Genomic DNA, 25,522 nt, shown 5'->3' with positions numbered 1-25,522 from the left:
GTGTCGGTTTCCTTGGAATTCAATTCAATGACAATATGGTCACATCTTGGCTGGATATAGTCGCAAAGATGTCTCGTTTTATTTCGTCCACAAAGGAGGCGGACGCGACAATAAGTACAGAACCAGATGGAATTGAGCACTCGGATAATGATATAACGTCATATCCCATCACTTGGTAGTGTCCAAAGTTGGCTTTTTTATCGATCACGGTACGGATACGGATGCTTTTTTTAATCAGTTCAGGTGCCAGACACTCAAAGAATTCTCCCGCCCCATACACTATGACTTCGGTGGCATGTTGACTTTGCATCAATTCCAGAAGTCTATCGATCGCTTGGGCATGCTTATAACGTGCATCGCGTAAGCCGACAAAATCCATCATCAAATCAGGATCCAGCCGACTCAGGGAACCTTGTGGCCAAGCCAACCAACGCTCACCATAAGACATGTTTTTACTGAACTTGCGATAGAAGGTTTCTATTCCTTCTGAGTGGATCCGCGCCAACCCGGAGGAATTAATAACCTTGTAACTACGCTCCGAGCCAAAGTTGTCTTCATGAACCAGATTACCAAGATAGTGCACCTCGCTCGATACCGGACACTCGACCAGACGCTCCATCATGCGTAAAAAAGAGATGCGCTCACTCAAATCGGATTCGGCGATGCCCAGCGACTGGTCCCATAACTGATAGGCATTAACTCCAGCCTCAAAACTCCGGATATTTTGCTGATGCTGGACACTGTAGCGAACCTCTGCCTGTCGCGGCACAACTTTCCCTTCCGCTGTGCGCCGATACCCCAGTGTGCTCCCTTCCAAACCAACGAGAACAATTTCAAAAATCTCTGGTGAACGGGCAATCTTCTTGATCCCCTTTATGGTATCGTTACGCACCGGAATAAAGGCACTGATCGGCGTGATAACGGAGTTTTTGCTGCCTCTATGGTTACAGTAGAGCAACAGACTGCTCATTGGCTGTTGCAACATGGCCTTGCTAATTTGAGAGGGAATCGTCCCACCGCCACCCAAGTCGACTAGCAGATAGGGAGCATCTCCCGTCAAGCCAACAAAATAATCTCGCATGTCCAGCCTGCTTTGCTGAATACTGCTCTTGATCTGCTCGATATTTTGCTCAAACACTTCAGCCATCAGTTGCAGACCATCTTGCCCATCGATGGCAATTTGATCCAAAAGCGCCAGTGGCGTGTCAAGAAAGGATGCCAACCTGACATCCTGAACACCAAATTCATTGAAAAAGTCACGAACGGTGTAATTGCGGCGCATCAAGGTCTGGGAAACAGCCTCTTCCACTTGGCTATCATCTATCGCGGGCAAATAGGTTGCCTTGCGTGAGGCATAACAGGTCTGACAGCGTATATCTGGGTACTGCTGTGATTGAAAATCGACCTGGCGGTTGATACAGGCAGCAAAGATCCCGCCCTCTCGCATCAGCGACAAAATGTTTTTTACCTGCAGTCGTTTGGCTGACTGCAGAACCCACTTGGCAAATGCCGTCAGGACGGGTCCAAGGATGAAGGCGCCATATGTGTAGAAAAATTGCTCCTCCTCGGAAAGCTGTTGTGGCATCGACAGGACGGCCAGCTTCCTGGCATGTTGCATGGTCGATGGCACATTTACCCGATAAACTTTCTCGTTTTCCAACACCTCAGACAGATTCTCTGGGATATCAAAATGCAATGAAGCCAAACCATGTTGCCGTGCCGACTGCACATCAGCCCTGGGATTGTCACCGATATGCAAAACTTGCTCTGGTTTCAGCTTTATCTGAGTAATTACATGGCTAAAGAGAGCGCCACTCTGCTTGGTCAACCCAACACTTGATGAAACAAACAGATAATTATAAGAAATTTCAGGGCATTTTTCTGAAATACAGTCGCGCAAAAAAACTTCTGGCAAATACATGTCGGAAATAAAAACAATCAGTTTATTTTTACGTTGTGCACGTACCAAAACTTCTTGAATAATCGGGTCTGGATAAAGAACTTCTCGTTCTACTTTCAGCTCTTCAACTTTAAGCACCGCCTTAATTTCATCACTAAAAGGCAGCTGTTCAAAAATATCGTCAAAACTAATTTCTTCACCTGAAATTAGTTTGCGAGCACGAGCTTCAGCCTCGAGGCGGCAAAATCTATAATCTTCTGCCTCTATTGGCAGATTAAGACCTCTATTTAGCAACCGTCTCGCTGCTTCCTCAAAAACCCACGAGGGTTCATCACATGCACGACGCAATAATGTATCAAAAACATCCAATGAAATATGTGTTATTTTATCAATGCAAAGATACTGATCAAGAGCAGTTAGAAACTGGCTATTTTCTAGTAAATCACGCAACTCGGGAGACATCACCGCATAATGACTCATATATACCTACACATGCATCAAAATAAAAGAAATCACATAAAAAACATTCACACTCAAAAACTCGAATACTTTTGCGGAATGAAAATATCTATCTCTGCAATAGATTATATTCATTACTTATTTAAAACGGCAAAACAGGCATCGGAAACCAATCGAGAGAAATTGTTCAGCGCGTTATCCACTGCATCATCCATATCGAAATAGCGATACTCGGCAAGGCGGCCCAAAGCAATCAGTTGCGGGAACTCGGCCAATTCATCGCGGCAAGTCTGATAATGCTGTTTGGCTGCATCGGTAAACAGCGGGTAGTAAGGCTCCAGCCCCTGCCCGGCCACATAGGTGCAGGGGTATTCATAAACGATGCTGGTGCCGGGATGTTGCTGCCCCGTCAGATGCTTGAATTCAGTGATGCGGGTATAGGCCTCTTCATTCGGATAATTGACCGTGGTCACCGGCTGAAATTGAGCTTGCGGCAGATGACAGTGCTCAAAGCGCAGTGAACGGTACGGCAAGCCGTCGTGCCCCGCCGGCATCAGCTGATCCAGCATCCCCGTATAGACCAAGGGCCCGGCAAAGGGCACGCCATCCAGCAGTATCCGTTTCTGTTGCCAATCCAGACAGACGCGGGCCCCCATGGGAATGGATAGCCTCACCTCAATCAAGGGGTTCGCCAAGATGCGCTCGAACATGGCGGTATAACCCTGCGCGGGCACCGCCTGCCAGGGATCAATAAAGTAACGGTCATCACGATTGACGACAACCGGCACGCGCGCAGTGACCTCGGGCGAGACCTGCTCTGGCGATACACCCCACTGCTTGCTGGTGTAGTTGACGAAGGCTCGCTCATAGATGAACTGGGCCAGCTCAGCCAGCAGAGGCTCAGCTTCCTGCCGCAGTGCCATGATGGGCACTCTGGCCCCCTCACCAAATCTGGCCTGAAGGGCCTCAATCATGGCCGCTGCCTTCTCCGCCGGAAAGCAGCGTTCAATGCTGGTCAGGTTGAACGGGATGGGCACCAACTGACCATCTATCCGTGACAGCACGCGATGCTCATAAGACAACCACTCGGTGAACTGCGACAGGTAATCCCAGACTTCCTGCTTGTCGGTATGGAACAGGTGTGGCCCATAACGATGGATCAGCACGCCGTGCTCGTCATACGCGTCGAAGCAGTTACCCCCGAGATGATCGCGCTGTTCCAGCACCAGCACCTTCCAGCCAAGCTGGCTGGCCATTCGTTCAGCCATGACGGCACCCGAAAGCCCAGCGCCGATGACGATCGCCTGATAGCTCACGCTCTATCTCCAAACAGTTGCTGCATGACACGCGCGGGATGGGCCCGCTCTGCCCATGCCAACTGATGTCGTTCGTCGAAGAACCAACCCGGGGCTAACCTTGCCACAGCATCGACCGACTGCTCGATAAGCTGAGTGAAGCGCACGACATCATCCTGCCGCAAAAAGTAGAGCGCGGCAGAGTAGTAGTGATGGGCACGCCCCTGAGCAATGATCACGGGATCAGCACCGAATGCCGCAGCATTGTCACAGGCACGCAGCAAATCGCGCAGCGACTGTTCACGACGTTCAGCCGATTTGCGGGTTTGCCCGCCAAAGCTCTGGGTATGGAAGCGATAGCGGCCCAATAATTCGGGGATAAAATCCAGCGTCCCCGGATTGTGGGAGAGGTTCAAGATATGCCAGGGATAATCGAGGATGATCTTGCACCCCTCATCGATGGCGTTCTCCATCCCTTCATAACGGCGAAACATAATGGAACTGGCATTGACGAACACCCCGAAGCGGATTAATGCCTCCCGCGTCATCACTAGTTCGAGATAGCGAGCATTGTAATAATCGCGGGTGAAGAGCTTGATCCGTGCATCGGTCTCATCATCAAACATCTCCGCTTCGTGGTAGCAAAGGGTGCAACCGGAATGCGCGTCCAGATAATCGGCCTGACGCTGCAGCTTGCCCGGCAGGGCCAGATCATCCCCGTCGACATAGGCGATATATTCGCCGTTCGCCTCTCTCAACAAGCGTTTCTGGGTTTTAGCCAACCCCATATTTTGCGCGTTCTGTAGTGCCCGTAGCCGAGGCCACTGTGACGCCAACCGCTGCATAATGGCCCAGGAGTCATCGCTCGAGCCGTCATCAATGGCGATCACCTCGAATTCGAAATCCGTTTTTTGTTCCAGCAGGCTAAGCAGGCAAGGTTCAATGAAGCGCCCGAGGTTGTATACCGGCACCAGTATGCTGATTTTCATAAGGAAACCCAGGGTTTGAGTAAAAAAGAAGCAAAACAAAGAAAATGGACAAGGCTACCGCACGGTCTCTGTCAACCTTTCCTGCCCTTCATCACAATAATTACTGCAAGAGCTGTGCCTGACCAAGCTAATTGATTGATATGACTTGATTTATGTGACCTGGCATCCACTATTCAATGCGGGCAAGCCGACGGCTACAGGCGGCTAGCATGTCGATGCCGTCCCAGAGCCATTCGAATGCCAGCGCCTGTCCCGGACTTGCCACCCTATCGATACGACAACCTGGCGATACCAGGAGCGCATGCTCAAGCTGCGTTTTATCCGGGCCAGCCCAGACACAGGTCTGCATATCCCAAGGCTGTAGCAGCAACTCATCAAGGTTATCGGCAACAAATTCGGCGACTGTACCTCCTCCGATGTGTGCAAGCCGCAAAGAGGCGGTGGGAGTCAATAAGGTGACGCCAGAAAAGGTGTCCAGCTGCATCTGGCCATCATGGGCGGCATTTTGTTGACTATTGATAAGGCGTTCCATCATCAGGGAGGGATTATCTGCAAATGGGGCGAAGATCCCTTCGAGCAGACGACGGCGCAACGTGCTGGCGGGAGTGCCCAACCAGCAAATCGTAGTGGGTGAGGCGCAGGCTTGTTGATTGAAACGGGTAAAGTCTTGTTGCAAAGCCGCGACCACTTGCCGCCACGCAGCAGCATCCAGGTTGGCGAGCCATTGGCTATCCAACACCGCCATGGAGCGGCGATCCGGAAACACGATTTCCTGAGCGCGGGGTGAGAGCGGAATAGCCCGTACCCGGCTGATGGTTTCATCACCTCCCCAGATAATGCGAAGCCGACACCGGGCCGACAGCCAGGCGGTGATGCCCTCGTCGTGGTCATAGCGGATAAAACGGGTACGGGAGGCAATCTCTTGCCACTCGGGCAGGGAGAAGAGCTCGTTCAGGATGGCCAGCATGGCCTCTTGCACCGGGTCGATGCGCGATGAGAGACGTACCACGGACCCATTGCCCATCAGCAGCGCCATGATCCAGGAGTAGAACGCGACGGTCGGCACGTTGGAGGGGACCAGATGAAAAACCATCCCCAAGGGTGCACGCCCTGCCATGCGTTTGCGCTGTACCTCAATCTGGCGCGGCCGCAACAAAAAGCCAAAGGCGGCCAGATCAGGGTTCTCTCGCCCCTCCTTCAGCAGACGTGCAGAGAGCGCAGCCACAAAGTCGCAGATGACGGGCGCAAAGCTTGGCAGTGGGTGAGTGACAAAACCTTGCCAACCGCTGACGGGAGCCACGAAAGCAACCTCTGGCCCCGCTTGCCAGATGGCATCTTCTACATCTGATCGGCTCACTGGAAAGTGTCGCTGCATCCCCTCACCTCGGCGCCTTGCTGACGTCCTGATACATGGAAATAACGGCCACGACGGCCGCAGGGGCAATCATCCTCCCCCAGCAGCACGCCGAGATCCTCGGTCAGCAGGCTGTGGCCAGGATAACTTTGGGGAATGGCAGAGATCACCTGCAGCAAGCCGGGTTGGCCGACCCCGAGCGGTCGATGAGTCAGCGGATCCCGCACCAGCAGATCGGCAAAGAGGGGAGCATGAAGATGGCCATGCTCACACTCGACAAATACCGACCCCACCTGCTCCACCATGCCATAGAAGTTGTGCACCCGACTCAGCCCCAGCTGTTCATGGCAACGTTGCTTGAAAGCCGGATTATCCACCGCGAGGTGTTGCAGTTTTTTCCAGCCACCGCTGTGAAAAAGCGTGCCGTGCGTCAACGGCAGTTGCAGACCTCGCTCACGCAGCGGCTCCAGCAAACATTGCCAGACCATGAAGGTGAAGCCGAACAGCAGGACCGGCTGGCCCGCATATTTGTCACAAAACGCCTCGATGACAGGCCAGTTGGGCCGCATCTGCTCATCGAGGGCATAGGTATGGTCACGGCCAAGGAAGGAGAGCCCCAGCGCACCGGCTCCCCGAGCGGAAAAACCGCTGCGGTTTTGAATCAGGGCGGGTTGCTCCACCAGCAGCATAGGCAGCCGTTGCTTGCCGACGAACTCTTGCAGGATCTTCACCAGCACCTTGCTCTGCAACGCGGCTGTATCCCGATCCAGCACAATGCGTGACGGCGTCCCCGTGGTGCCCGACGAGGTGAGCACCTTGAATACTTCTTCTTGCGGCACGCTCTGCCATTGGGCCAATTTGAACAGGCGGGCGGCCAGATAGGGAAGCTCTTGGTAGGTCGAGGCCTGACCCCAGCCAAACGCCGACAGAATATTGGCAAAAGCTGGACACCCCTGCCCATGCCGCTGCGTCAATTCATTCAGGCGAGCAAGGAGCAGCCCACTTTTTTCCTGTTGGGGCAGCCCAAAAACCGGCGCATCAAACAGCTTGTTCATAGTTGCTCCAGCTCTGTTAACAGGGCCGGATAATCAATCTTCATATTGCTGCGTCGTGGCAAATGGTGTTGGTAGATACGCACGCTTGATGGTGGCACCATCAGCCAGCGGGCCACCTCCAGCTGTAGTGCGTCACAGGGGCACGCGTCTGCCTCGATGGCTACCAACAGGCGATCATCGCGGCCGGTCGCGGCGCAGGAATAGCCCCTCCCCTGCAACCAGGCTTCCACTTCAGCCAAGCTCACCCGTTTGCCAAACAGCTTCAGGAAACGGTTGATCCGTCCGGTCAGATAGAATCGGCCCGCCTCATCACAACGAGCCAGATCGCCAGTAAAGAGCGCATCCATATCACGCCCCCGAGCCAGATCTTCAGGGCGCTCCGCATAGCCCAGCATCACGTTTGGCCCTTGGTAAACCAGCTCTCCCTCCCCGTCAGGAAAGCCGGGCTCATGACGCAGAGAGAGACGCCCGCCCGGTACGGCACGGCCGATGGCATCCGGGGCAATCATCACTTCATCGTGTGCCAACCAAGCGATGCGCGGTGCCGCTTCGGTCTGGCCATACATCACGAAAAAACGGCGTTCCAGTGCAGCGGCCTGCTCGGCAAACTGTTTTGCCAGTGCTGGCTCAAGTCGTCCTCCGGCCTGGGTCAGGGTCATCAGACTGGGATAGCGGGCCCACTCAAAACGCAAGCGGTTTAGCATCTGAAAGGTAAAGGGTACCCCCGCCACACTGGTGACCTGGTGGCGATTGACCTCATCCCAGAAGTGGCGCTCAAGGGGACTGGCAGTGCATGAAACCAGCGAGGCGCCAACCAAAAGATGGCTGTTAAGTACCGACATCCCGAAGGAGTAAAAAAGTGGCAACGAGGTGATGGCTCGCTCACGCCCGTTCAGCGCCAGATATTCGGCGATGGCCGTGGCATTGGCATCAAGATTGGTTCGCGACAATCGCACCCATTTGCAGGAGCCGGTACTGCCCGATGTCGGCAGCAGCATGGCCAGCTCAGGGTGAAGTGAAGGCGCATCGCCAAGATGCGCAACTGCCCCATCCTCCAGTACCCGCAGACTAACACCAAAGCGCTGGCACTGTTCACTGTGCAACCGGGCATCCTGTGCAGGATCGGCCAGCATGATGGCGTGGCCATCACGCAGGGCCAGCAAGTAGTGCAGTAGATGCAGGGTAGACGTCACAAATGGCAGGTAGACCAAATGGCGGCCAGCAGGATAGGTGGTGGCCAACTGCGCCACACGCCGAGCCAGCTCACCATAACTGAGCCACCCCTCTTGCGGGTCTCGCCAGGCGGGCTCGCTGTTACCCTCAACCAGATGGGTCAGCAAATCAGGCCGGTTCAAATCACCATCCCCCCATCGACTCCAATCACCTGCCCGGTCACATAGCTCGACAAGTCGGATGCAAGAAACAGGGCCACCTTGGCCACTTCATCTGGCGTGCCAATCCGTCCCATCGCGATGCTGGCCACCCGCTCGGCAAACTTCTCTTGCGGGATGGCATGCGCCATATCGGTATCAATAAAACCGGGAGCAATGGCATTGACACGGATCTGGCTGGCAGCCAGCTCCTTGGCCAGTGACTGGGTAATACCGATCACCGCCGCCTTGCTGCCGGCATAGCAACTGAGCCCGGCTGCCCCCACCAGCCCCATCAGGGAGGCGAGATTGATGATGCTACCGCCACCACTGCGCTGCATCATGCGGGCGGCATACTGGCTGCAGTAGATCACGCTAAAGGTATTGTTGCTGAATGTCTTTTGCAGATGGGTCTGGTTCGCCATTCCCAATAACGCCTCTTCCAGCATGCCGGCATTGTTGACCAACACGTCCAGCTGACGAGTCTGAGCAAACAGCTGCTGAAAAGCCTGCTTGACCGCCGACGGATCAGCCACATCAAAACAGAGAGGCTGGCAAGGCACCCCAAACTCGGTACCAATCGCGGTCACCAGCTGGCTCATGGTCACCTCATCACGGCCTCCCAGCCACAGTTCAGCCCCCTGAGAGGCAAACTGGCGGGCGATGGCAAGACCGATGCCACGCCCGGCACCGGTGATCAACACCCGCTTGCCCTGCAACAGCCCCAGCATCAGAAAGCGACCCCGTACTTGGCCAGGAGCTCGCGCGCCTTGCCGACCGAACTCATGTCGATAATGTCATCGGTGTCGAGCAGCACGCCGTAGTTATCCTCCAACTGGGCAATCAGCCCCATGTGGGCGACAGAATCCCACTGCGGGATACTGTTGTAGGCCAGCTCATCGCTGACGCTGCCGATATCGAGACCCAGCGCCTCGGCAAAAACCTGTTCCAATGCGATTGTCATCTGAAAAATCTCCGTAGCCGCTCACGGGCGGCATAGTAATTCGCCGGCAGCAGTTCCAATGCAAAAAATCCGTTCTCTTGTCCTATCTGGCTATAACCCAGTTGTTCATTCAAGCGCAGGGCAGAGCGATTGTTCTCCCGAACCAGGGTGCGGATACAACCGATGTGCAACTCATCAAAACCCTGATCAAGCTGAGATAAGGCAGCAGCGACAGCCAGCATGGGATGCCGCACGGTTGAGTTGCCCAGATAGAGTCCCGCATCGGCGATCGCCTGACCCAGCAACTCGCCCTGAGACTCACCTTTAAGATTGACGTAGCCCACTCGCACGTCTTTGCACCAGAGCACCCAGTGCTGCTGATCCCGCCGCTCACTGGTGGCGGTGAACCATTGGCGCTGTTGCCGTGGCGAAATACGCGTCTGGGATACCATCTGCATTCGCACCTCATCCTGATTGCGCCAACGCCGCAAAGCGGGAAGATCCCACGGCGCTATCGGGCGTAGCTCAACGCCATAACTCATCTTCAACGCCATACAGTTTCCATGACTTCCATGACCTGTCTCTCTTATCGACCACACGGCCGCCATTCCGTAGCAAAAATCGATAATACAAGCAGAAAAACCAGTATAATATCAAAAATAATCAAAGAGTTGTCATCGATTATCCTGGCTTTGGCCAGTCATTAATCCAGCAGAGAGAACCCATCATGGCCATCGCCATTATCCCGGCCCGGGGTGGCAGCAAACGCATTCCCCGCAAGAATATCCGCCCCTTTTGTGGCCAGCCCATGCTCGCCTATGCCATCCAGGCGGCGCAACAATCGAGCTGTTTCAGCAAGGTGGTGGTCTCCACCGATGATGAGGAGATTGCCAAGGTCGCTCGTCAACTGGGCGCGGAAGTACCATTTCTGCGGCCAGCCAACCTCGCCGATGATCACACAGGTACCACCCCTGTGGTGATCGACACCATCCAGCGGCTCGACCAGCTCGGCATCCAGGCAAAGCACTACTGCTGCATCTATGCCACGGTCCCGCTTATTCAAGCCGATGACTTGAAGGCCGCCCATCAGCGACTGAGCGCAAGTAATGCTCCCTTTGTCTATACCGTGGCCGAGTTTGGCTTCCCTATTCAGCGCGCCGTGCGCATGGACGAGCAGGGCCGGGTCACCCCCTTCTGGCCGGAGCAGATGGCGAAACGCTCTCAGGATCTGGAGCCTGCCTATCAGGATGCCGGCCAGTTCTACTGGGGCAGCCGTGCGGCCTGGCTGGGAGGGATCAGCCCGGTAGGGGGAGAAGGGATTGGCCATATTCTGCCAAGACACAGGGTGGTCGACATCGACACGCCGGAAGATTGGCACCTGGCCGAACTGCTCTATCAAGTGCTGGCCCAAGATGACGTTTAAGGTTGCCTTCCGGCTCGACGCCGGCACCGAGATTGGGCTGGGTCATCTGATGCGCTGTCTGGCCATCGCCGATCGGCTGAAAACGGCTGGCGCCGAGTGCCACTTCCTCTGCCATCAGCTACCTATGCACCTGTTGCCACTGTTGCACTCCCACCAGCATCACGCTCTCTGTGATCTGGACGATGCAGGCCCCTTGCCCACCTTGCGCCCGGAGTGGCTGGTGTGTGATCACTACCAGATTGATCGGCAAATCGAGCAGACACTGGCAAGTCACTGTGGTCAGTTGCTGGTGATCGACGATCTGGCCGATCGCCCTCATCATGGTCAGTTGCTGCTGGATCAGGGGCCACAGCGCAGCACAGCCGATTACCAGTCACTCGTCCCTGCCGACTGTCGGCTGCTGCTGGGCACCGACTATGCCCTGCTGCGCCCTGCCTATCGCCAGCTAGCACGCCAAAAGGCCAGCCGGTGGCGACATGGCCTCATCTGCTTTGGTGGTGCCGATCCGGCCGGAGCCTGCCTCATCACCCTCAATACGCTGGCTCGACTGCCATGGGCTAAAACCGTCAGCTGGACTCTGGTAGCCGGTGGGGCCAATCCTTTCTGGCCCGAGTTGCAACAAAGGGTTGCCGAACTGCCCGATCTGCCGCTCACCTTGCTGCGTCAGAGCGACCAGATGGCCGACCTGATGAGCCGACACGACTTCGCCATTGGCGCTGCGGGCGGCATGACCTGGGAGCGGGCCTGTCTCGGCCTGCCGACCCTGGCGGTGCCCATCGTCGACAACCAACAGTTTAACGATGAGGTGATCGCCCGCTTCCAGTTGGCAGAGCGGCTGACCCTGAGCGAACTGGATGAACCTGAGCGGCTGATGCAGGCCCTGCAACGACTTGAATTGCAAGCAGATGACTATCGCTGCCACGGCCAGCAACAGGTGGATGGGCTGGGGCTGGATCGGCTCACCGCCTGGCTGCTACCACAATCCGATTATCAACTGTTGCCAGATGGCCAACAGTGGCAACTACGCCATGATGGCAAACTGCTGCTCACCCTGACGCTGAACGGCCAGCGGCTGACATGGCAGGCCACCCGGCCACTTCAACTATCGGAGTGGCAAGAGCTGGCACATCGCTTGCAAACAATTTTCTCCCAATTTCCCCTCTATCTTGCCGAGCCACCGCAGATAGCGCCCCCTGCCCCCTGGCAGCCGGCGCCGCAAGGCTGGCAACTTGGCACAGGAATCTGAACACAGATGCAGATCGATCATCGCCCCATCAACCAGGAACAGGCCCCCTATGTGATTGCCGAACTGTCGGCCAACCACAATGGCAATCTGGACCGCGCCCTGGCCATTATGACCGCCGCCAAAGCAGCGGGTGCCAGCGCCGTCAAACTGCAAACCTACCGCCCGGATACCATCACCCTCAAAAGTGATCGACCGGAATTTCAGATCCACGGCGGTTTGTGGGATGGCCACAGCCTCTACGATCTTTATGAGTGGGCGCACACCCCCTGGGAATGGCACCAAGCGCTGTTTGCCAAAGGGCGCGAGCTGGGGCTGACTGTCTTTAGCAGCCCGTTCGATTTCAGTGCGGTGGACTTGCTTGAATCACTGGACTGCCCGGCCTACAAGATCGCCTCCTTCGAGCTGGTGGATCTGCCCCTCATTCGCTACGCCGCCCAGACCGGCAAGCCGCTTATCATGTCCACCGGCATGGCGAACGAGGCCGAGATCTCCGCCGCGGTCGATATTGCGCTCAAGCATGGCAACGGCCAGCTGGCCCTGCTGCACTGTGTCAGCGGCTATCCGGCGCCGGCAGCCGAGTACAACCTGCGTACTATCCCCATGTTGCGCCAGCGCTTCGGGGTCGAGGTGGGGCTCTCCGATCACACCCTGGGGTCGGCCACAGCCATCGCCGCTACCGCGCTCGGGGCCACCCTGATCGAGAAACACTTCACCCTGGCCCGCGCCGACGGCGGACCGGATTGCGCCTTCTCCATGGAACCGGCCGAGCTCACCGAGCTGGTGGCCTCGGTCAATACCGCCCATGCCGCCCTTGGGGTGGCTGACTACCAGCTCACCGCCAGTGAACAGGGTAACCGTGCATTTCGCCGCTCCCTCTATCTGGTCAAGGAGATGGCCGCCGGCGAGCAGCTCACCGCAGAGCATATCAAGTCGGTGCGCCCCGCCCTCGGCCTGCCCCCGGCCGATTACGATCGGCTCATCGGCAAGCGGGTCAACCGCAGCCTGAGTGCCAATCAACCGCTGAGCTGGGAGTGGATAGACAACGATGAGTGATGATCTCTTCAACCAGCACGGTAGGCTCATCAGCCAGCGCTGGCCCGCCCTCTGGCCCCGCTTGCTGGCACAGGACGTTGAAAGCCTGCCGGCCGAGCTGACCGAAGGTCTCGGCTCCACCCTAAGCCTCCACGGCATACAGCTCACCAGCCGGCACGACCGGGTGAAGGAAGCCGAGCTGCAGGCCGCCAGCCTGCCCGAGCAGCCGGTGCTGCACCTCTACGGCACCGGGCTCGGCGATCTGCCGCGCACCCTGCTGGGGCGCAGTAGCCTCAAGCGGCTGGAAGTGAAGATCATGAATGGCGCCCTGTTTGCCCTTGTACTGCGGCTGCTAGACCAGCAGGACTGGCTGACGGACCCCAGGGTCGAGCTGATGATGGCCGGCGACGAAGGGGAGGTGCGGCTGCCCTTCTTCGCCCTGCCGCCCGAGCTGCTGCTGGTGGAAGATGCTGCCGCCCGCATCCGCGACCGGCTGGTGAGTGAAATCGATTTGCCGTTCGCCCGGGCCAGGTTCGACGCCGAGCACCCCGACATCACCCGGCGGCTGGCGGAAAACCGCGATCTGCTGGCCGGCGACGGCGATGTGGCCTCCCTGTTCGGTCTGGCTCAGGGCAAGCAGGCGCTGATCGTGGCGAGTGGCCCAACCCTGCAGCACAACCTGGCCACCCTGCAGGCCCAGTTGCAGCGCCGTCGGCAGGACTATCTTCTGATTAGCGTCGATACCGCGCTGGCGTTTTTGCTCAGCCACGGTATCCGGCCCGACATCGTCGTCACCATCGATGACGCCATCCACGGCAACCGGCTGCCCGCCGCCCAGTCGGCCCAGACCACCCTGGTCTATTACCCCACGGTTCCCACGGCAGCCCTGCTGGCCTGGCAGGGGCCACGCATGACCGCCTACTCCCGCAGCCCCATGTATCAGCAGCTGCGACAGACGCTCCCCAAGGGCGTGCTGCACTCGGGCGGCAGCGTCATTCATCCCGCCGTGGATCTCGCCGTGCAGATGGGTTGCCGCCAGGTCATCCTGCTGGGCACTGACTTCGCCTTTCCCGGCGAGCTCACCCACTCGGGCTGGGCCGACGGTGCGCTCGGCCCCAGCGCCGCGCTGGCCCTCAGCTGGGCCCTCGACGGCCATGGCCGGCGGGTCAAGACCAATCCAAACTTTTCCGCCTACCGCACCGAGCTCGAGCGCTACATAGCGCTCCACACCGATGTGCAGTTCTGGAACTGCAGCCGGGAAGGGGCGGAAATCGCCGGCTGCCGCTATCACCCGGAGTACGTGCAATGAAAAACGGCCAGATCACCCGCCTCACCGCCCTGGCGCACCAGTTTCGGCTGGGGCAGTCGGTTGCAGCGAGTCAGGCATTGCCGGAACTGCTGCAAGAGGTGCTCACCGAGCAGGGCAACCTGCCACCCGGACTGGTAGCCGCACTGCTGCAGTGCCAGGAGCGCCAGGACTGGCTGGGGCTGGCCGACTACCTCGAATATGAAGTGGTGCACTGCCTGTCGACCCCGGCCGGCGACACCACCACAGGAGACCACTGATGATCAAGGCCATTTCCAACGCCTCCGAGCAGGAGCTGTCACGCCGCCAGACCTTCAGCGAGTTGCTGCACGCCAGCCCGCTGCCCGCGGCCGAGCTGCAGAACAACCTGGGCCTCTACCTCAAGCGCCAGTCGCTCTCCCGCATCCTGTTCATGCACGAGCTGTATCAGAAGATCGTGCCGGTCCACGGCGTCATCATGGATTTCGGTACCCGCTGGGGTCAGAACCTGGCGCTTTTCTCCTCGTTTCGCGGCATGTATGAGCCCTACAACTACAACCGCAAGTTGGTGGGATTCGATACCTTCAGCGGCTTCCCTTCCCACGCTCCGCAAGATGGCAGTGATGCCGCAATCCAGCCCGGTGCCTACGGGGTGACGCCGGGCTATGAGCAGCATCTGGCCCAACTGCTCGCCGCCCATGAGGCGGAAAGCCCGCTGGACCATATCGTCAAGCATGAGCTGGTGAAGGGGGATGTGACCGAGACGCTGCCGGCCTATCTGGCTCGTCAGCCGGAAACAATGATAGCGCTGGCCTATTTTGACTTTGATCTCTACGAGCCGACCCGCCGCTGTCTCGAGCTCATCAAGCCGCACCTGACCAAGGGATCGGTGCTGGCATTCGATGAGCTCAACTGGCCCGCCTTTCCGGGGGAGACCCTGGCCCTCAAGGAGATGCTGGGGCTGGATCGCTACGCCATCCGTCGCACCCCGCACAACCCGGGACCAGCCTATCTGGTGATCGAGTAGTCCGGTTGCGGGCTGAGGCGACGCAGCAGCCCGGCATCCAGCAGCATCCGCGCCAGCGGCTCCACCCGCCAGAACGGCGCCCCTATGGTCTCGGCAATCTCGAACAGGGTCAGCTTGCCGTCGCTGTAGGCCAGCAGATTCATCATCTCCCGTACCTGCCAGCCCGAATAGCGGGTCGACAAATCCGGGTAGAGCCCCCGCTTGCCGAGCTGGGGTTCGCCCAGCACAGTGACCTCGCAGCGCTCGTCCAGCTCCAGACACTCGATGGCACGGCGCAGCGCCATGAAGCCGCCGGCCAGACCGGCCGACGTCACCAGCGAGAGGTCATCGAGCGAGGTGTGGTACTCGGCATAACAGCCGTATCGACTGCGCATCACAGAAGTGACCGGCAGATCGATGCCGGGCGCGCACAGCTGCCGCTCGTTGGATCCCCGCTCCAGGAAGCTGTAAGCCTTGTAGCCCGGCGCCAGATGACCCAGCACATGGCGACCGATGCGATCCGCCAACGTGTTGCCCTGGCGTGAGGGCAGGAAGGAGTAGCTGCGGTCATCGCCAAGACAGGTCAGGTTGAAGCCGGCCAAGGTGCGCTGCTTGAGCTGGTCCAGATGACGGGAGAGATAGACGATGGCCCCCAGGGTTTCAGGCACCAGCATCAGCCGGTAGCTGTAGCGACGTGTGGGCAGTGACGCAAGCCAGGCCATCAGGAATACACCGACACAGGGGCCGGAGAGCTCGTTGTTGGCCATGGAGGGGTGGCAGGTGTAGCTCGACAGCAGGATCTCCTGCTCGCTCTCCCCCGGCAGCACCCAGTCACCATAGGTGAGCGAGCCCGGGGCCAGGGTGGCATCGATCACCACCTGATATTCTCCCTCCGGCAGCGCTTCACGCAGCCGATGGGGCAGACAGAAGCCCCAGCGGCGCTTGTAGTAGGAGGTCACATAGGGAATGGCATCCGGCTGCTCGGGCAGAGAGTGGAGATGGGGCTGCAGCTCGGCAAGCGAGAGGGTGCAGCGCACCGGCTCCGAGTAACCGACCAGATGCAGGTTGTGATCCTGGAAGTCCACCACTCTGCGTCCATCCGGCCCCACTATGTAGGCTTCCCGCACGTTCCACTCGTCAGGCACTGTCCAGTCGAAGCACTCGGTGCCGCTGGCCACTTCATGGATCCGCAGCTCGGGCAGGCAGTGCTCGCGCCACAGGGCCAGCGACTGCCGAACCCCGTCCCCGGTCAGGCTGCGATTGAGCGGAAACAGCAGGGTGAGCAGCCGATGCAGCTGTTCACCGACTTGTGCCTGGTCGTCCCAGTCGGTGGGCAGATAGCCGCTCTTGGGTGAAAAACTCATGGGGTGGGTGCCTCGATCAATTCGACAATGTGGCCAAGGGGGCTCAGGAAAAACTGGACGTGGGCGCCGCCAAACGCGATGGCTGGCTGGCTGGGCCCGAGGGGAAGATGACGCTGGGCCCGCAGTTTTTCGGCAGCCATTGCCAGGTCTGCCACCTCATAGGCCAGATGATTGAGCAGGTTATGACGGGTTCGTAGCGCCTGACTGACGGGGCTATCATCACTGGCAGGTGCAATCAGTTCATAGCAAATCCCCGCATCATCATAGGCAAAACAGATATGCACCCGCTGCAACGGATCGAGCACCGGCTCGCTAAAGCGGGAAAGCCCGAGGGTCTCGCAACAATAACGTACGCCAAGATCCAGTTCGGCCACCACCAGTCCAATATGGTGCAGTTTCATCTCCCCTCCCTGATGAGCGCATGGGGATGGACAGCGATCAGCTCTTTTGCCACCGCGGCAAAGTCGGCGCAGCGAACGGCCCAGACTGGTAAACGGCCAAATAACCCCTGGTGCCATTTGTCCTGATTTTTAAGGGCTTCAACCAGACGGGAAAGATCTATCTCGCTGGCCAGATCGAGTCTTCGCACAAAGTAGTCACAATGCCAGGGGCGCACCATTCCCTGCTCGCGGACATCACCCTCAAAGCGTTTCATAAAGCGATAATCGACACCTAGTTGCTGCTCGACATAGTGGGTGAAGGTAATGCGATCGGGATGACAGGCAAAACCGGCAATCCAGCCATCGTGAGCCGCCAACCAGGCGAAGGGGCTCTCTTCACCAAAGCAGTCATGACCCCCTGCTGCAACCACCTGGTCACGCCCCGCGCCCCATACCGCAACGCTGAAGATGGGATCGCGGGTCCGCGCAACCCCTGGCAGAGTGCGAAACTGCTCCGTCATCAACCCGACTTCACTGGGGGATGTCGCCCTGTCGAAACAGCTCTGGCGAGTCAGGCTATACGTGAATGTTGGCACCAGCAGAGTGCCCTCGTTTCCAAGCCACTCCTGCATCCCCAACCAAAAAGCATGCATGCCGGCTTCATTGCCCCGTCCAGGAAACTGGGCCACAGCCATGGCGTCAGTGTGAACCATGATAGCGCTCCCTCGTGCGATCCCAAGGGAGCCAAGAACATGAGAGAGAGCTTCAATCACAGCACAAGACCACGCCGCAACAGCGCATCACGAATGTCCTGAAGTTGCTTCATCTTCGCCAGCTCTTCAGGCTCGAAGCGTACCGAGAACGTCTGCTCAACCAGCAGCAGAAAATTGAAATGACCAAGCGAATCCCATTCCGGAAAGGCCCCAAGTCCCAACTGATAGTCGCCTCGCGTGACGGTTGCAGAAGGAAACTGCTGTTCCAACAAAGTGAAGAGATCAGTCATGGTGATAAAACTCCAAAAAAGGCAAATTCAGCTGTTCGAGCGCCAGACTATGGTAATGCTCATGGGAAAAACGGGCGGGATCCGGATTATCACAGGGGGTCAACGGCAGGGATGCCAACCATGTCAGCGCAGGTTCATTACGTGCACAACGATTCGAGCCAATAACCAGACGCTCGATCCCCGCCTCGCGCAATGCAGCCGAGACGCTATCCAGTAACCAATATTCGAGTCCTCTGGACAACACTCTGCAACTCAGAGCCAGCGTATCGAGCAATGCCAGTTTGGGCGTGATGTTTATGATCAGCACCAAGCCAACCAAGCCATGATCGGCAAAGCGATCCTGCAACGACACTAGCCAGCACCAGCCAGACTGCGCCAGCCGTTTGAGCTCGCTCGCCTCATATCGCAGACAGGAGAGATTAAACTGGTTGGTTTTATGGATGATCTGCTCGGCACGAGCAAGGTTATCCACCGCCAACGGCTGTATCGCCGCACGCAACGACAAGGAGGCGAGAAAATGTTGTTCACTGCCAACCTCGCTACGTAACCGGGCGGCGTCTGCCAATGCCAGATAGGAGGCTTGACGAAGAGCATCATCACCACTGAATATGCGCGAGAACCCCCCATAAGTGAGCAAGGTTGTAGGCCATGCCCAAATATCTACTGGTGGTTCAATGACATCGACTTGTGGCAGGGCATGGCGAACTTCAGCCCTTTCCAGGGGGGAATCATCCCAGAAGACCAAGGCCTCAAGCCCCAGATTGAGGCTGGCAGCAATATGTCGCAAACCTTGAGATTTAGAGCCCCAACCAATGGCAGATGCTGCAATATTTCGCCTTTTGAGTCTCATGGCGCCATGCTGCTCAAACACCAGCCAAACATCTGCAGGCTCGTTTTTAGAGCACAATGCCAACAACACGCCGCGCTGATACCAGTAGAGCGCCGCATCCTGAAACGACTGATAGAGTTTGCCGAGACCGTCCTGACCAAGGTAAAGGCCAGTCAACCCCTCTTCACCCACTACCCCCCCCCACAGGGTATTGTCACAATCGAGCACCAGCACCTTGCGTATTGGCGCCTGATCAAGCATCCAACGCGCGGCAATCCAGTCGGCAAGGCTGGTCAAGCCGTGCATCGAGAGAGGACAAGAAAGAAGGTAACGATTACGCTCGTCCACACAATGGGCTCGCCCCTGCTCAGAGAGCCAGCGACCCAGCCCCAAATCCCTAATGTGGTGACGTGCAAGCGCTCGGGTAAAGCAGACATCCAGCTGCATCATCCAGGGATGAAGAGCGCTACTCACACCACCGCCTTGCAGTGAACAGGCACCAAGATAAAGATGAGGGAGCCCCCGCAGTGGCGAGAGCAATGCTTCCAACCAGGTGTCGATGGTCTCGGACAATGCGGGTTCAGCCAAGGTGTACCAATGCTGGCATTCGCTGTCGGTCAGCAGTTGCTCCCAAAACCAGAGCACCAGATGTCCGTCACAAGCGGCCATCGGCTGCCATTGACCTTGAGGGCAAAATTGCAACTGTGCATGTCGGGCCAAAGGAGCCCATGCCACATTACCGGGCATGAGAAATGCGGTGGATGCCAGGGAAAGGGTGGCCATATATGCACCTGAAAGGATTAAATACTTCTATATCATACTGTTAGGGAATGGAGATGAACAGAGTCATCCCCATCCGATTCAAGGACTAGCGCTTGAACACATCCAGGCCGGTAAAATAGGTGGTATCATGGCCATCGAACGCATCGGCATACATCACTTTGCTATCCTCGAAGAATAACTCCAGAATTGCCTGCGCCTCTTTTATCTTGCCCGCCAGCACCTCGGGTTCTGCTGTCACCTGCGCCATCATTAGGCTGATGATATTGGCGTAGAAATAGTTAATTGAACCAATCAACACACGATAGAGATGTGATTCGCGGCTCATCAGCAGATAGAGCAGATAGTCGTGATGGCGTTGCATCATGGCCAATACCGCATTGTGTTCACAGGCTACCTGGCGCCAGTCATCGCGCAACTTGTCTACCAGCTCAACGAACAGCGGCACCTGCAATGCAGCAGCGAAATCAACGCTGCTCATGTCAAAGGACTGGAAACAAGTGGCCATCACTTCATCCATGAGCGGGATTTTGTCGAGTACCGGCCATTCAGGTTGCAACGATTCAACACGACGAGGGATTGCCCCTTCTATATAAGCGCCGTCACTACTGTTGACGCACTGCATCTCGGGATAATCACGCAATACACTGGCCATATTGTGAATGGCTAGCCCAAACAGATGATTGATACGCACTTCGTCACCAAAGTTACCCGGTGCCGGGAAAGTATCCTTTAAATTTTCCTCGTATTTCGCCTCTTGCTTGTCGTTGTAATAGAGACTCAGGCTGGAGTGATGCTGTCCGGCTGTTTTATAGCCATTGTCGATACCAAACAAATACACCTGCTTGAAACCAAGCAAGGCCGCATAATTGAGGCCGGTATTGCCGACGAACGGGTTGGAAAATTCAATGGTATCGTACTCAAATGCCTGACCAAACGCGCTAATCAGCATGGAGAACATCGGCTCGTTGGGCTTGAACGCCAACCCTGTTTTACGAAAGAAGCGCTTGCATTCAGGGTGAATGACATCAACGCTCAGAAACACGGTGTCCTTGATAAAGTCATCGGCATTGAGAATGCTCAGAAAATCGGCTGAGCTCTTGGTGCGCTCCACTGCAACGTAGATATCCGGTTTTACGCCAGCTTTGTAGAGTGCACTGACCGCAGTACCGCAGGCGATAATGATTGCCTGCTGCTGATGCTGCCGGATGAACTCGATGCTCTGATCCAGCGAGGGGCCATTGCCAACCACAAAGACAGGGATCTGCTCGAAGGCACGGCTATCGCGCCACCGTTTCAGAAAGGGGGTGCCGTCTTGCAGATGGGTGTGGCTATGGGCAAGTGCATAGATGTTGTCATCAAAGAACCCCCACCCCGTTTTGAGCAGATAGAACTCCCTTTCCACCTGTGTTATCAAGGCGTGCAGCTTGGGGGAATGGTAATGACAGAACGAGAAATAGCTTGCCGACCAGAATGCCCCCTTGCGATGCAGCGCCTCCATCATGTCAGCGACCAGCAATCGCTCGTCAACACCGATAAAGAGGTGCAGACTGATCGACTCCTCCTCCATGTAGGCGAGCAGCTGATGCCAATCAAAACAGAAGAGCGAGGCGTAAAACATGTCAAGATCAGGCTCGAAAGCAAACAGATTCTTGATCTTGCACTGTTCATACAAGCAACCGAGCTGGTAGCCCAAACCAATGCCATACATCAGTGCCAGAGGAATATCGGTATGTAATGCTGCCTTTAGACGCAACCCTTCCAGAGCTGACTTCTCTTTTAATTTGGAGATTTCATTGTTGTATTTGATATGGATTTGGCCATCGATATACCACTGGGGCACAAAATCGATGCACTGCAAGACACTGTGTTCAATGACCTCGGCAATCTGCGACTGAACCTCGCTAAATGGATCATCCCCATAAAGCGAGATACCCTCGTCGAGCCACAGAATATTGGGAACGCCGTTTTCATTACAGAAGAAACGAAAAGGCCTGGCAGGCTGGTACTCCTTGAAAAAGTCATGAATGGCGGGCATGTATTTGGCAAACGCAGCCATATTGAGTTCATAACGAACGGGGAGTACTTCCAGCATGGCGGCCTCCTGCTGCTTTTGCAGAGCCAGGCGTGCCAGTTCACTTTCTACATCATGAATCTTGTGATGGATATCCATGTCAGACTAACCTGCATTCAGCTTGTAAAGACCGGATGCACGTCCGGCCTGGGAGAATTGTCGTAATTGTGCTTCAGCCTGCTGCTTTTCCTGACCCACCCAATCATAAATAAGCTGGAACTGCATCAGTGCCTGCCGCTGTTCCACATTGAGAGTCTCTCCCCAAGGCAGTGACCCGAATACCTCTTCCAGAGCATGCAGATAAAGTTCAGCCAGCTGTTCTGCTGCAACCAGCTCACCTTGCACCAGTAGAGACTGCAACTGCTCGCCCTGTCTCATCAAGGCAGACACAGAAGTACTATTGACCTCATTCATGCCGGTCTGCCTACCTTTTGCTGTGCCAGCGCCTTGTCTCGCTCATCGACAGGGATGGCATCCCAACCGCTCTTGACCGTCAGCATCAGGTTCATCACTTCATCAATGGCGCCTACATCCATGTCACGGCTGGCATCCATCATGCGCACTTTCATATAGTCATAAAGTGCGAACAGGTCTTCGGGGACCTTGCCATAAGAGAGATCAAGTGAATCTTGCAGACCATTGATAATGGCCAGCGTCTTGGAGATAGATTGGGACTTACCCTCGAAATCGCGACGCTCGACTGCACCGCGAGCCTGAGCGAGACGTTCGAGACACCCTTGCATCAATAACTGGATCACGCGATAGGGATCCGCCACTGCCAGCTCAGACTGCAAACTCTGGGTTGTATAGGCCTTGATCGTTTTTCGATACATACGAGACTCAGCTCCTGACTACAAATTAACTGGTTTTGTTGTTGGTATTGAGCAGGTTGAGATAGGAGGCAGATTTGTTCATCTTGGCCAGCAAGGTATCCAGACTGCCGTAGCGTGCCCTCAACGTCTCTTCATACTTGGTGAGCTGCGCCGCGACATCTGCTTGTTTGCGGTTGACATCACGCAGATCAGAATTGAGTGTCTCTTCCCGCTTGGCAAGCAGTCCCCCTGTCTTGGAGTAGGTCTCAAGCTGGCTGGCCAACTTGCCAGCAACACCGTCCTTGCCACCAAATACAGCCACTACCTGGTCGAAGTTCTTCTCGACCGCTTCATCGAATTTCGTCGAATCAAGTGAGAGCACTCCCTTGTTGTCCATCTTGACCCCCAACTGAAAGATGGTAGAGAAGGTCGAAGAGTTGTTAGAAGGCTCGGTGACGGTGCCACTCATCAGGTTGGTCACAGCCTTGGTCGTCGCATCCCCCGCCAGGGCTCCACCATCATTCTGGCTGACACCGGCCACGATAGAGCTGCGTTTGCCCAGATCGGTGCTCTTCTTCACCAGAGCGTTATAGCCATCGATGAAGCTCTGCACCATGGTCTTGATGCCAGCCTTGTCTGTCGTCACATCCACTCTGTTTGGCTTGTAAGTGGTCGTCACGGTACCATCACTCGGGTTCGTGGTAGTGGTGCTCTCCGACTCTTTCAACACCGTAATCTTGAGACCCACAATGGTGCCATCAAAGGTGTTGGTCGCACTGGTCAATTTATTGCCATCCACGCTTATCTCGGCATCACGGGCTTGTTGCTTCTGGGTCAGCTTGGAGATGAAATTGTCAGTCAGTTCAGGTGTACTGCCGGTTATCTGCAGATCTTTACCTGTTCCACTGACACCGGAGTCAATCACAAGGGCCGCCTTGCCATCGGAGGTATTCATGATATTGACGCTAAGACCAAAGTTGTCACTATCATTGTTGATCCGCTTGCGAATGGACTGGAGTGAATCCCCTGCTTTAACATCCACATCAAAGGTCTTGTCACCTGCCTTGAATGTCAGGGTGCCATCTTGAGTGATCATGGGCGTGGTCGAAGAGGCGAAACTACCTTCAAATTTGCTGGTCTTCGCCAATTTTTCGACACTGATGTCATATTGCCCGTTGGAAGCGCCACTCTTGCTCTCCACCTTGAGAACCGGATTATCTTTATCCTGGGTGATGTTTATCGCACGTTTGTTAAACGCGTCATCCTTTGACATAGCCTGCAGAGTGGTGACAAAAGTCGCGATCGCTGACTTCAGCTGGCCTACCCCTGAGAGAGTGATCTGGGCGTTGGTCTTTTTGGTGGTAATTGGCTGCAACAGCTGCGCCTTTTTGGCATCAACGCTTGCAGCGATGACAGACTCCAAGTCCAGTCCAGAGCCCGCACCAGCAGACGTAATAGTAGCCATACTCACTCTCCTCGCAAACGTAACTATTAAATCTCTTTATCAAGCAATAACCCGACTCGAGAGCCACCGCCAATCACATCACCTTCGCGCAGAGCCTGGATTCGTTTGCTGATAGCCAGCAACTCTTCGCTTGGTATCTGACGGATCATTGATTTGGTATCGGCATCCATAACCTTGATAACAACCTGCTCCAGTTCCTTTTCAACACTGAAATTGACGGTCCATCCTTGCAACTGACTGAACTCTTGCAAGTTTTGTACCCCTTTCTCAATTTCCTTGTCTGAAATCTTCGGCTTGCCAGCCCTCTCCTGCTCAGGCAGCCCCTGTTGCTTTTCCATGTCCTTTGCCGTCCCCCGCTGCTCTTCTGCTGTGCCAGATAGCACTTGAGCGGCCGACTGGCCGCTCTTGCTACTTGACTGAAGAGAAGAAGGAGTGACCGATGACGGAATTCCAATTTCATTGGCCATATCGTCGCTCCTTTTTTATCTCATCACAGCCTGTTAACCCAGCAGGGACAGGGCTGATTGCGGTCTTTGGTTGGCTTGAGCCAGGATGCTGGAAGCAGCCTGTTGCAGAATGTTCTGCTTGGTCAGATTAGCGGTCTCGGTTGCAAAGTCTGCGTCACGAATACGAGAACGTGCTGCACTCAGGTTTTCAGAGACGTTGGACTGGTTGCGAATGGTGGAGTCAAACCGGTTCTGCACCGCACCCAGCTCTGCCCGCTTGCTGTCTACCGCCTTGATCATGAAATCAAGGTTGGCCATGGCCAGCTGGGCGGCGCTGGCAGAGCTGATGCTGCTGACGCTGGTAGAGGTTACTGCAGATGTTCCCTTGGTCACGGTATAGGGCTCGCCAGAGGCACTGGTAGCAACGGTCGCGCTTCCCTTGGTTGATGCCGCAATCCCACTGATGGTAAAGGCGGAAGTCATCTTGAAGGTGATAGTCTGACCAGCATCCGCCCCCACCTGGAACGACCCCTTGTAGTTGCCATCCAGCAGCTTCTGGCCACCGAAAGTGGTGTCGTTGGAGATACGGTTGATCTCTGTAGTCAGTTGGTCAAACTCTTGCTGCAATGCAGTACGGTCATCGGTGTTGTTGGAACCGTTAGCAGATTGCTGTGCCAGCGTGCGCATACGCTGCAGCATACTGGTCACTTCATCCATGGCCCCTTCAGCCGTTTGAGCAACCGAGATACCATCGTTGGCGTTGCGGTTACCTTGATCCAAACCGTTGATCTGGGAAGTCAAACGGTTGGAGATCTGCAAACCGGCAGCATCATCTTTGGCAGTGTTGATACGAAGTCCCGATGCCAGTCTGGTGTAAGAGGTATCCAGAGACTTGTTGGTATTCATCAGGTTACGCTGGGCGTTCAGTGATGAAGTATTCGTGTTGATATACATGGCCATAAAATATTCTCCCGAAGAACATGCGACTGCGGGTTGCGCCGTCAAAGCGGCG

Annotated in this window: 26 protein-coding genes; 6 read left to right on the top strand and 20 right to left on the bottom strand. The window is 56.1% G+C overall.

What is annotated here, in order from left to right; translation table 11 throughout:
- Positions 1 to 19: 19 nt before the first annotated feature.
- From G5533_RS00800 to G5533_RS00760, 9 genes are all read right to left on the bottom strand, one after another.
- Positions 20 to 2,380 (bottom strand): HAD family hydrolase, encoded by a 2,361-nt coding sequence (locus G5533_RS00800; protein ID WP_421204702.1) that lies wholly within the window; start codon positions 2,378 to 2,380, stop codon positions 20 to 22.
- A gap of 113 nt (positions 2,381 to 2,493) precedes the next feature.
- Complete coding sequence (glf, locus tag G5533_RS00795; RefSeq protein ID WP_441254275.1) at positions 2,494 to 3,675, bottom strand: UDP-galactopyranose mutase; 1,182 nt, start codon at positions 3,673 to 3,675, stop codon at positions 2,494 to 2,496.
- Positions 3,672 to 4,643 (bottom strand): glycosyltransferase family 2 protein, encoded by a 972-nt coding sequence (locus G5533_RS00790; RefSeq protein WP_421173049.1) that lies wholly within the window; start codon positions 4,641 to 4,643, stop codon positions 3,672 to 3,674. The genes glf and G5533_RS00790 overlap by 4 nt, the downstream gene beginning before the upstream one ends.
- 169 nt (positions 4,644 to 4,812) lie before the next feature.
- Positions 4,813 to 6,018: an acyl-CoA reductase gene (locus tag G5533_RS00785; protein WP_441254274.1), complete on the bottom strand. Its 1,206-nt coding sequence runs from the start codon at positions 6,016 to 6,018 to the stop codon at positions 4,813 to 4,815.
- Positions 5,997 to 7,052, bottom strand: a complete 1,056-nt coding sequence (locus G5533_RS00780; RefSeq protein WP_421173048.1) for a LuxE/PaaK family acyltransferase — start codon at positions 7,050 to 7,052, stop codon at positions 5,997 to 5,999. The genes G5533_RS00785 and G5533_RS00780 overlap by 22 nt, the downstream gene beginning before the upstream one ends.
- A complete protein-coding gene (locus G5533_RS00775; RefSeq protein ID WP_421297082.1) occupies positions 7,049 to 8,407 on the bottom strand; it encodes an AMP-binding protein in 1,359 nt (452 codons plus the stop codon). The genes G5533_RS00780 and G5533_RS00775 overlap by 4 nt, the downstream gene beginning before the upstream one ends.
- Positions 8,404 to 9,153 carry an SDR family NAD(P)-dependent oxidoreductase gene (locus G5533_RS00770; RefSeq protein WP_227340787.1) on the bottom strand — a complete coding sequence of 250 codons (750 nt, stop codon included), beginning with the start codon at positions 9,151 to 9,153 and terminating at the stop codon, positions 8,404 to 8,406. The genes G5533_RS00775 and G5533_RS00770 overlap by 4 nt, the downstream gene beginning before the upstream one ends.
- Positions 9,153 to 9,386, bottom strand: a complete 234-nt coding sequence (locus G5533_RS00765; RefSeq protein WP_421223454.1) for an acyl carrier protein — start codon at positions 9,384 to 9,386, stop codon at positions 9,153 to 9,155. The genes G5533_RS00770 and G5533_RS00765 overlap by 1 nt, the downstream gene beginning before the upstream one ends.
- Positions 9,383 to 9,919: a GNAT family N-acetyltransferase gene (locus G5533_RS00760; RefSeq protein WP_441254273.1), complete on the bottom strand. Its 537-nt coding sequence runs from the start codon at positions 9,917 to 9,919 to the stop codon at positions 9,383 to 9,385. Before G5533_RS00760 ends, G5533_RS00765 begins: the two co-directional genes overlap by 4 nt.
- A 173-nt stretch (positions 9,920 to 10,092) precedes the next feature.
- Between G5533_RS00760 and pseF the strand changes: the two genes are divergently transcribed.
- The 6 genes from pseF to G5533_RS00730 are packed head-to-tail and all read left to right on the top strand — an operon-like array spanning position 10,093 to position 15,378.
- Complete coding sequence (pseF, locus tag G5533_RS00755; protein ID WP_421312067.1) at positions 10,093 to 10,788, top strand: pseudaminic acid cytidylyltransferase; 696 nt, start codon at positions 10,093 to 10,095, stop codon at positions 10,786 to 10,788.
- Positions 10,778 to 12,034 (top strand): UDP-2,4-diacetamido-2,4,6-trideoxy-beta-L-altropyranose hydrolase, encoded by a 1,257-nt coding sequence (pseG, locus tag G5533_RS00750; RefSeq protein WP_421223450.1) that lies wholly within the window; start codon positions 10,778 to 10,780, stop codon positions 12,032 to 12,034. The genes pseF and pseG overlap by 11 nt, the downstream gene beginning before the upstream one ends.
- Before the next feature lie 6 nt (positions 12,035 to 12,040).
- The gene (pseI, locus tag G5533_RS00745) at positions 12,041 to 13,087 is read left to right on the top strand and encodes a pseudaminic acid synthase (RefSeq protein ID WP_421309654.1); all 1,047 of its coding nucleotides are present in this window, start codon (positions 12,041 to 12,043) and stop codon (positions 13,085 to 13,087) included.
- Positions 13,080 to 14,375 (top strand): motility associated factor glycosyltransferase family protein, encoded by a 1,296-nt coding sequence (locus G5533_RS00740; RefSeq protein ID WP_323912169.1) that lies wholly within the window; start codon positions 13,080 to 13,082, stop codon positions 14,373 to 14,375. Before pseI ends, G5533_RS00740 begins: the two co-directional genes overlap by 8 nt.
- Entirely contained in the window at positions 14,372 to 14,632 is a 261-nt protein-coding gene (locus G5533_RS00735; RefSeq protein WP_010635733.1) for a hypothetical protein, read from the top strand. The genes G5533_RS00740 and G5533_RS00735 overlap by 4 nt, the downstream gene beginning before the upstream one ends.
- Positions 14,632 to 15,378 carry a class I SAM-dependent methyltransferase gene (locus tag G5533_RS00730; RefSeq protein ID WP_421204695.1) on the top strand — a complete coding sequence of 249 codons (747 nt, stop codon included), beginning with the start codon at positions 14,632 to 14,634 and terminating at the stop codon, positions 15,376 to 15,378. The genes G5533_RS00735 and G5533_RS00730 overlap by 1 nt, the downstream gene beginning before the upstream one ends.
- Here G5533_RS00730 and G5533_RS00725 read toward each other — a convergent pair.
- The 11 genes from G5533_RS00725 to flaB all read right to left on the bottom strand — a co-directional run bounded on the left by G5533_RS00725 (position 15,360) and on the right by flaB (position 25,470).
- Positions 15,360 to 16,721, bottom strand: coding sequence for a DUF4910 domain-containing protein (locus G5533_RS00725; protein ID WP_421204694.1), 1,362 nt, complete (start codon positions 16,719 to 16,721; stop codon positions 15,360 to 15,362). The two genes, G5533_RS00730 and G5533_RS00725, sit on opposite strands and share 19 nt — an antisense overlap.
- Positions 16,718 to 17,122 (bottom strand): VOC family protein, encoded by a 405-nt coding sequence (locus G5533_RS00720; protein WP_005346679.1) that lies wholly within the window; start codon positions 17,120 to 17,122, stop codon positions 16,718 to 16,720. Before G5533_RS00720 ends, G5533_RS00725 begins: the two co-directional genes overlap by 4 nt.
- A complete protein-coding gene (locus G5533_RS00715; RefSeq protein ID WP_408082949.1) occupies positions 17,119 to 17,874 on the bottom strand; it encodes an AAC(3) family N-acetyltransferase in 756 nt (251 codons plus the stop codon). Before G5533_RS00715 ends, G5533_RS00720 begins: the two co-directional genes overlap by 4 nt.
- Positions 17,871 to 18,104, bottom strand: a complete 234-nt coding sequence (locus G5533_RS00710) for an acyl carrier protein (RefSeq protein WP_227340795.1) — start codon at positions 18,102 to 18,104, stop codon at positions 17,871 to 17,873. The genes G5533_RS00715 and G5533_RS00710 overlap by 4 nt, the downstream gene beginning before the upstream one ends.
- Positions 18,097 to 19,716: an HAD-IIIC family phosphatase gene (locus tag G5533_RS00705; RefSeq protein WP_227340796.1), complete on the bottom strand. Its 1,620-nt coding sequence runs from the start codon at positions 19,714 to 19,716 to the stop codon at positions 18,097 to 18,099. Before G5533_RS00705 ends, G5533_RS00710 begins: the two co-directional genes overlap by 8 nt.
- An 85-nt stretch (positions 19,717 to 19,801) precedes the next feature.
- Positions 19,802 to 21,886 carry a motility associated factor glycosyltransferase family protein gene (locus tag G5533_RS00700; protein ID WP_421173043.1) on the bottom strand — a complete coding sequence of 695 codons (2,085 nt, stop codon included), beginning with the start codon at positions 21,884 to 21,886 and terminating at the stop codon, positions 19,802 to 19,804.
- Between the two features lie 6 nt (positions 21,887 to 21,892).
- Positions 21,893 to 22,201: a hypothetical protein gene (locus G5533_RS00695; protein WP_129503714.1), complete on the bottom strand. Its 309-nt coding sequence runs from the start codon at positions 22,199 to 22,201 to the stop codon at positions 21,893 to 21,895.
- Entirely contained in the window at positions 22,198 to 22,620 is a 423-nt protein-coding gene (gene fliS, locus G5533_RS00690; RefSeq protein ID WP_005346697.1) for a flagellar export chaperone FliS, read from the bottom strand. The genes G5533_RS00695 and fliS overlap by 4 nt, the downstream gene beginning before the upstream one ends.
- 25 nt (positions 22,621 to 22,645) lie before the next feature.
- Positions 22,646 to 24,064 (bottom strand): flagellar filament capping protein FliD, encoded by a 1,419-nt coding sequence (fliD, locus tag G5533_RS00685; protein WP_216954022.1) that lies wholly within the window; start codon positions 24,062 to 24,064, stop codon positions 22,646 to 22,648.
- Between the two features lie 26 nt (positions 24,065 to 24,090).
- Positions 24,091 to 24,531 carry a flagellar protein FlaG gene (locus G5533_RS00680; protein ID WP_129503712.1) on the bottom strand — a complete coding sequence of 147 codons (441 nt, stop codon included), beginning with the start codon at positions 24,529 to 24,531 and terminating at the stop codon, positions 24,091 to 24,093.
- A 33-nt stretch (positions 24,532 to 24,564) separates the two neighbouring features.
- Entirely contained in the window at positions 24,565 to 25,470 is a 906-nt protein-coding gene (gene flaB / locus G5533_RS00675; RefSeq protein ID WP_129503711.1) for a flagellin B, read from the bottom strand.
- Positions 25,471 to 25,522 lie beyond the last annotated feature (52 nt).

The organism is Aeromonas sp. A600620, assembly GCF_029479985.1.
GTDB lineage: Bacteria > Pseudomonadota > Gammaproteobacteria > Enterobacterales > Aeromonadaceae > Aeromonas > Aeromonas veronii_A.
This window is presented reverse-complemented; position numbering and strand designations above follow the sequence as displayed.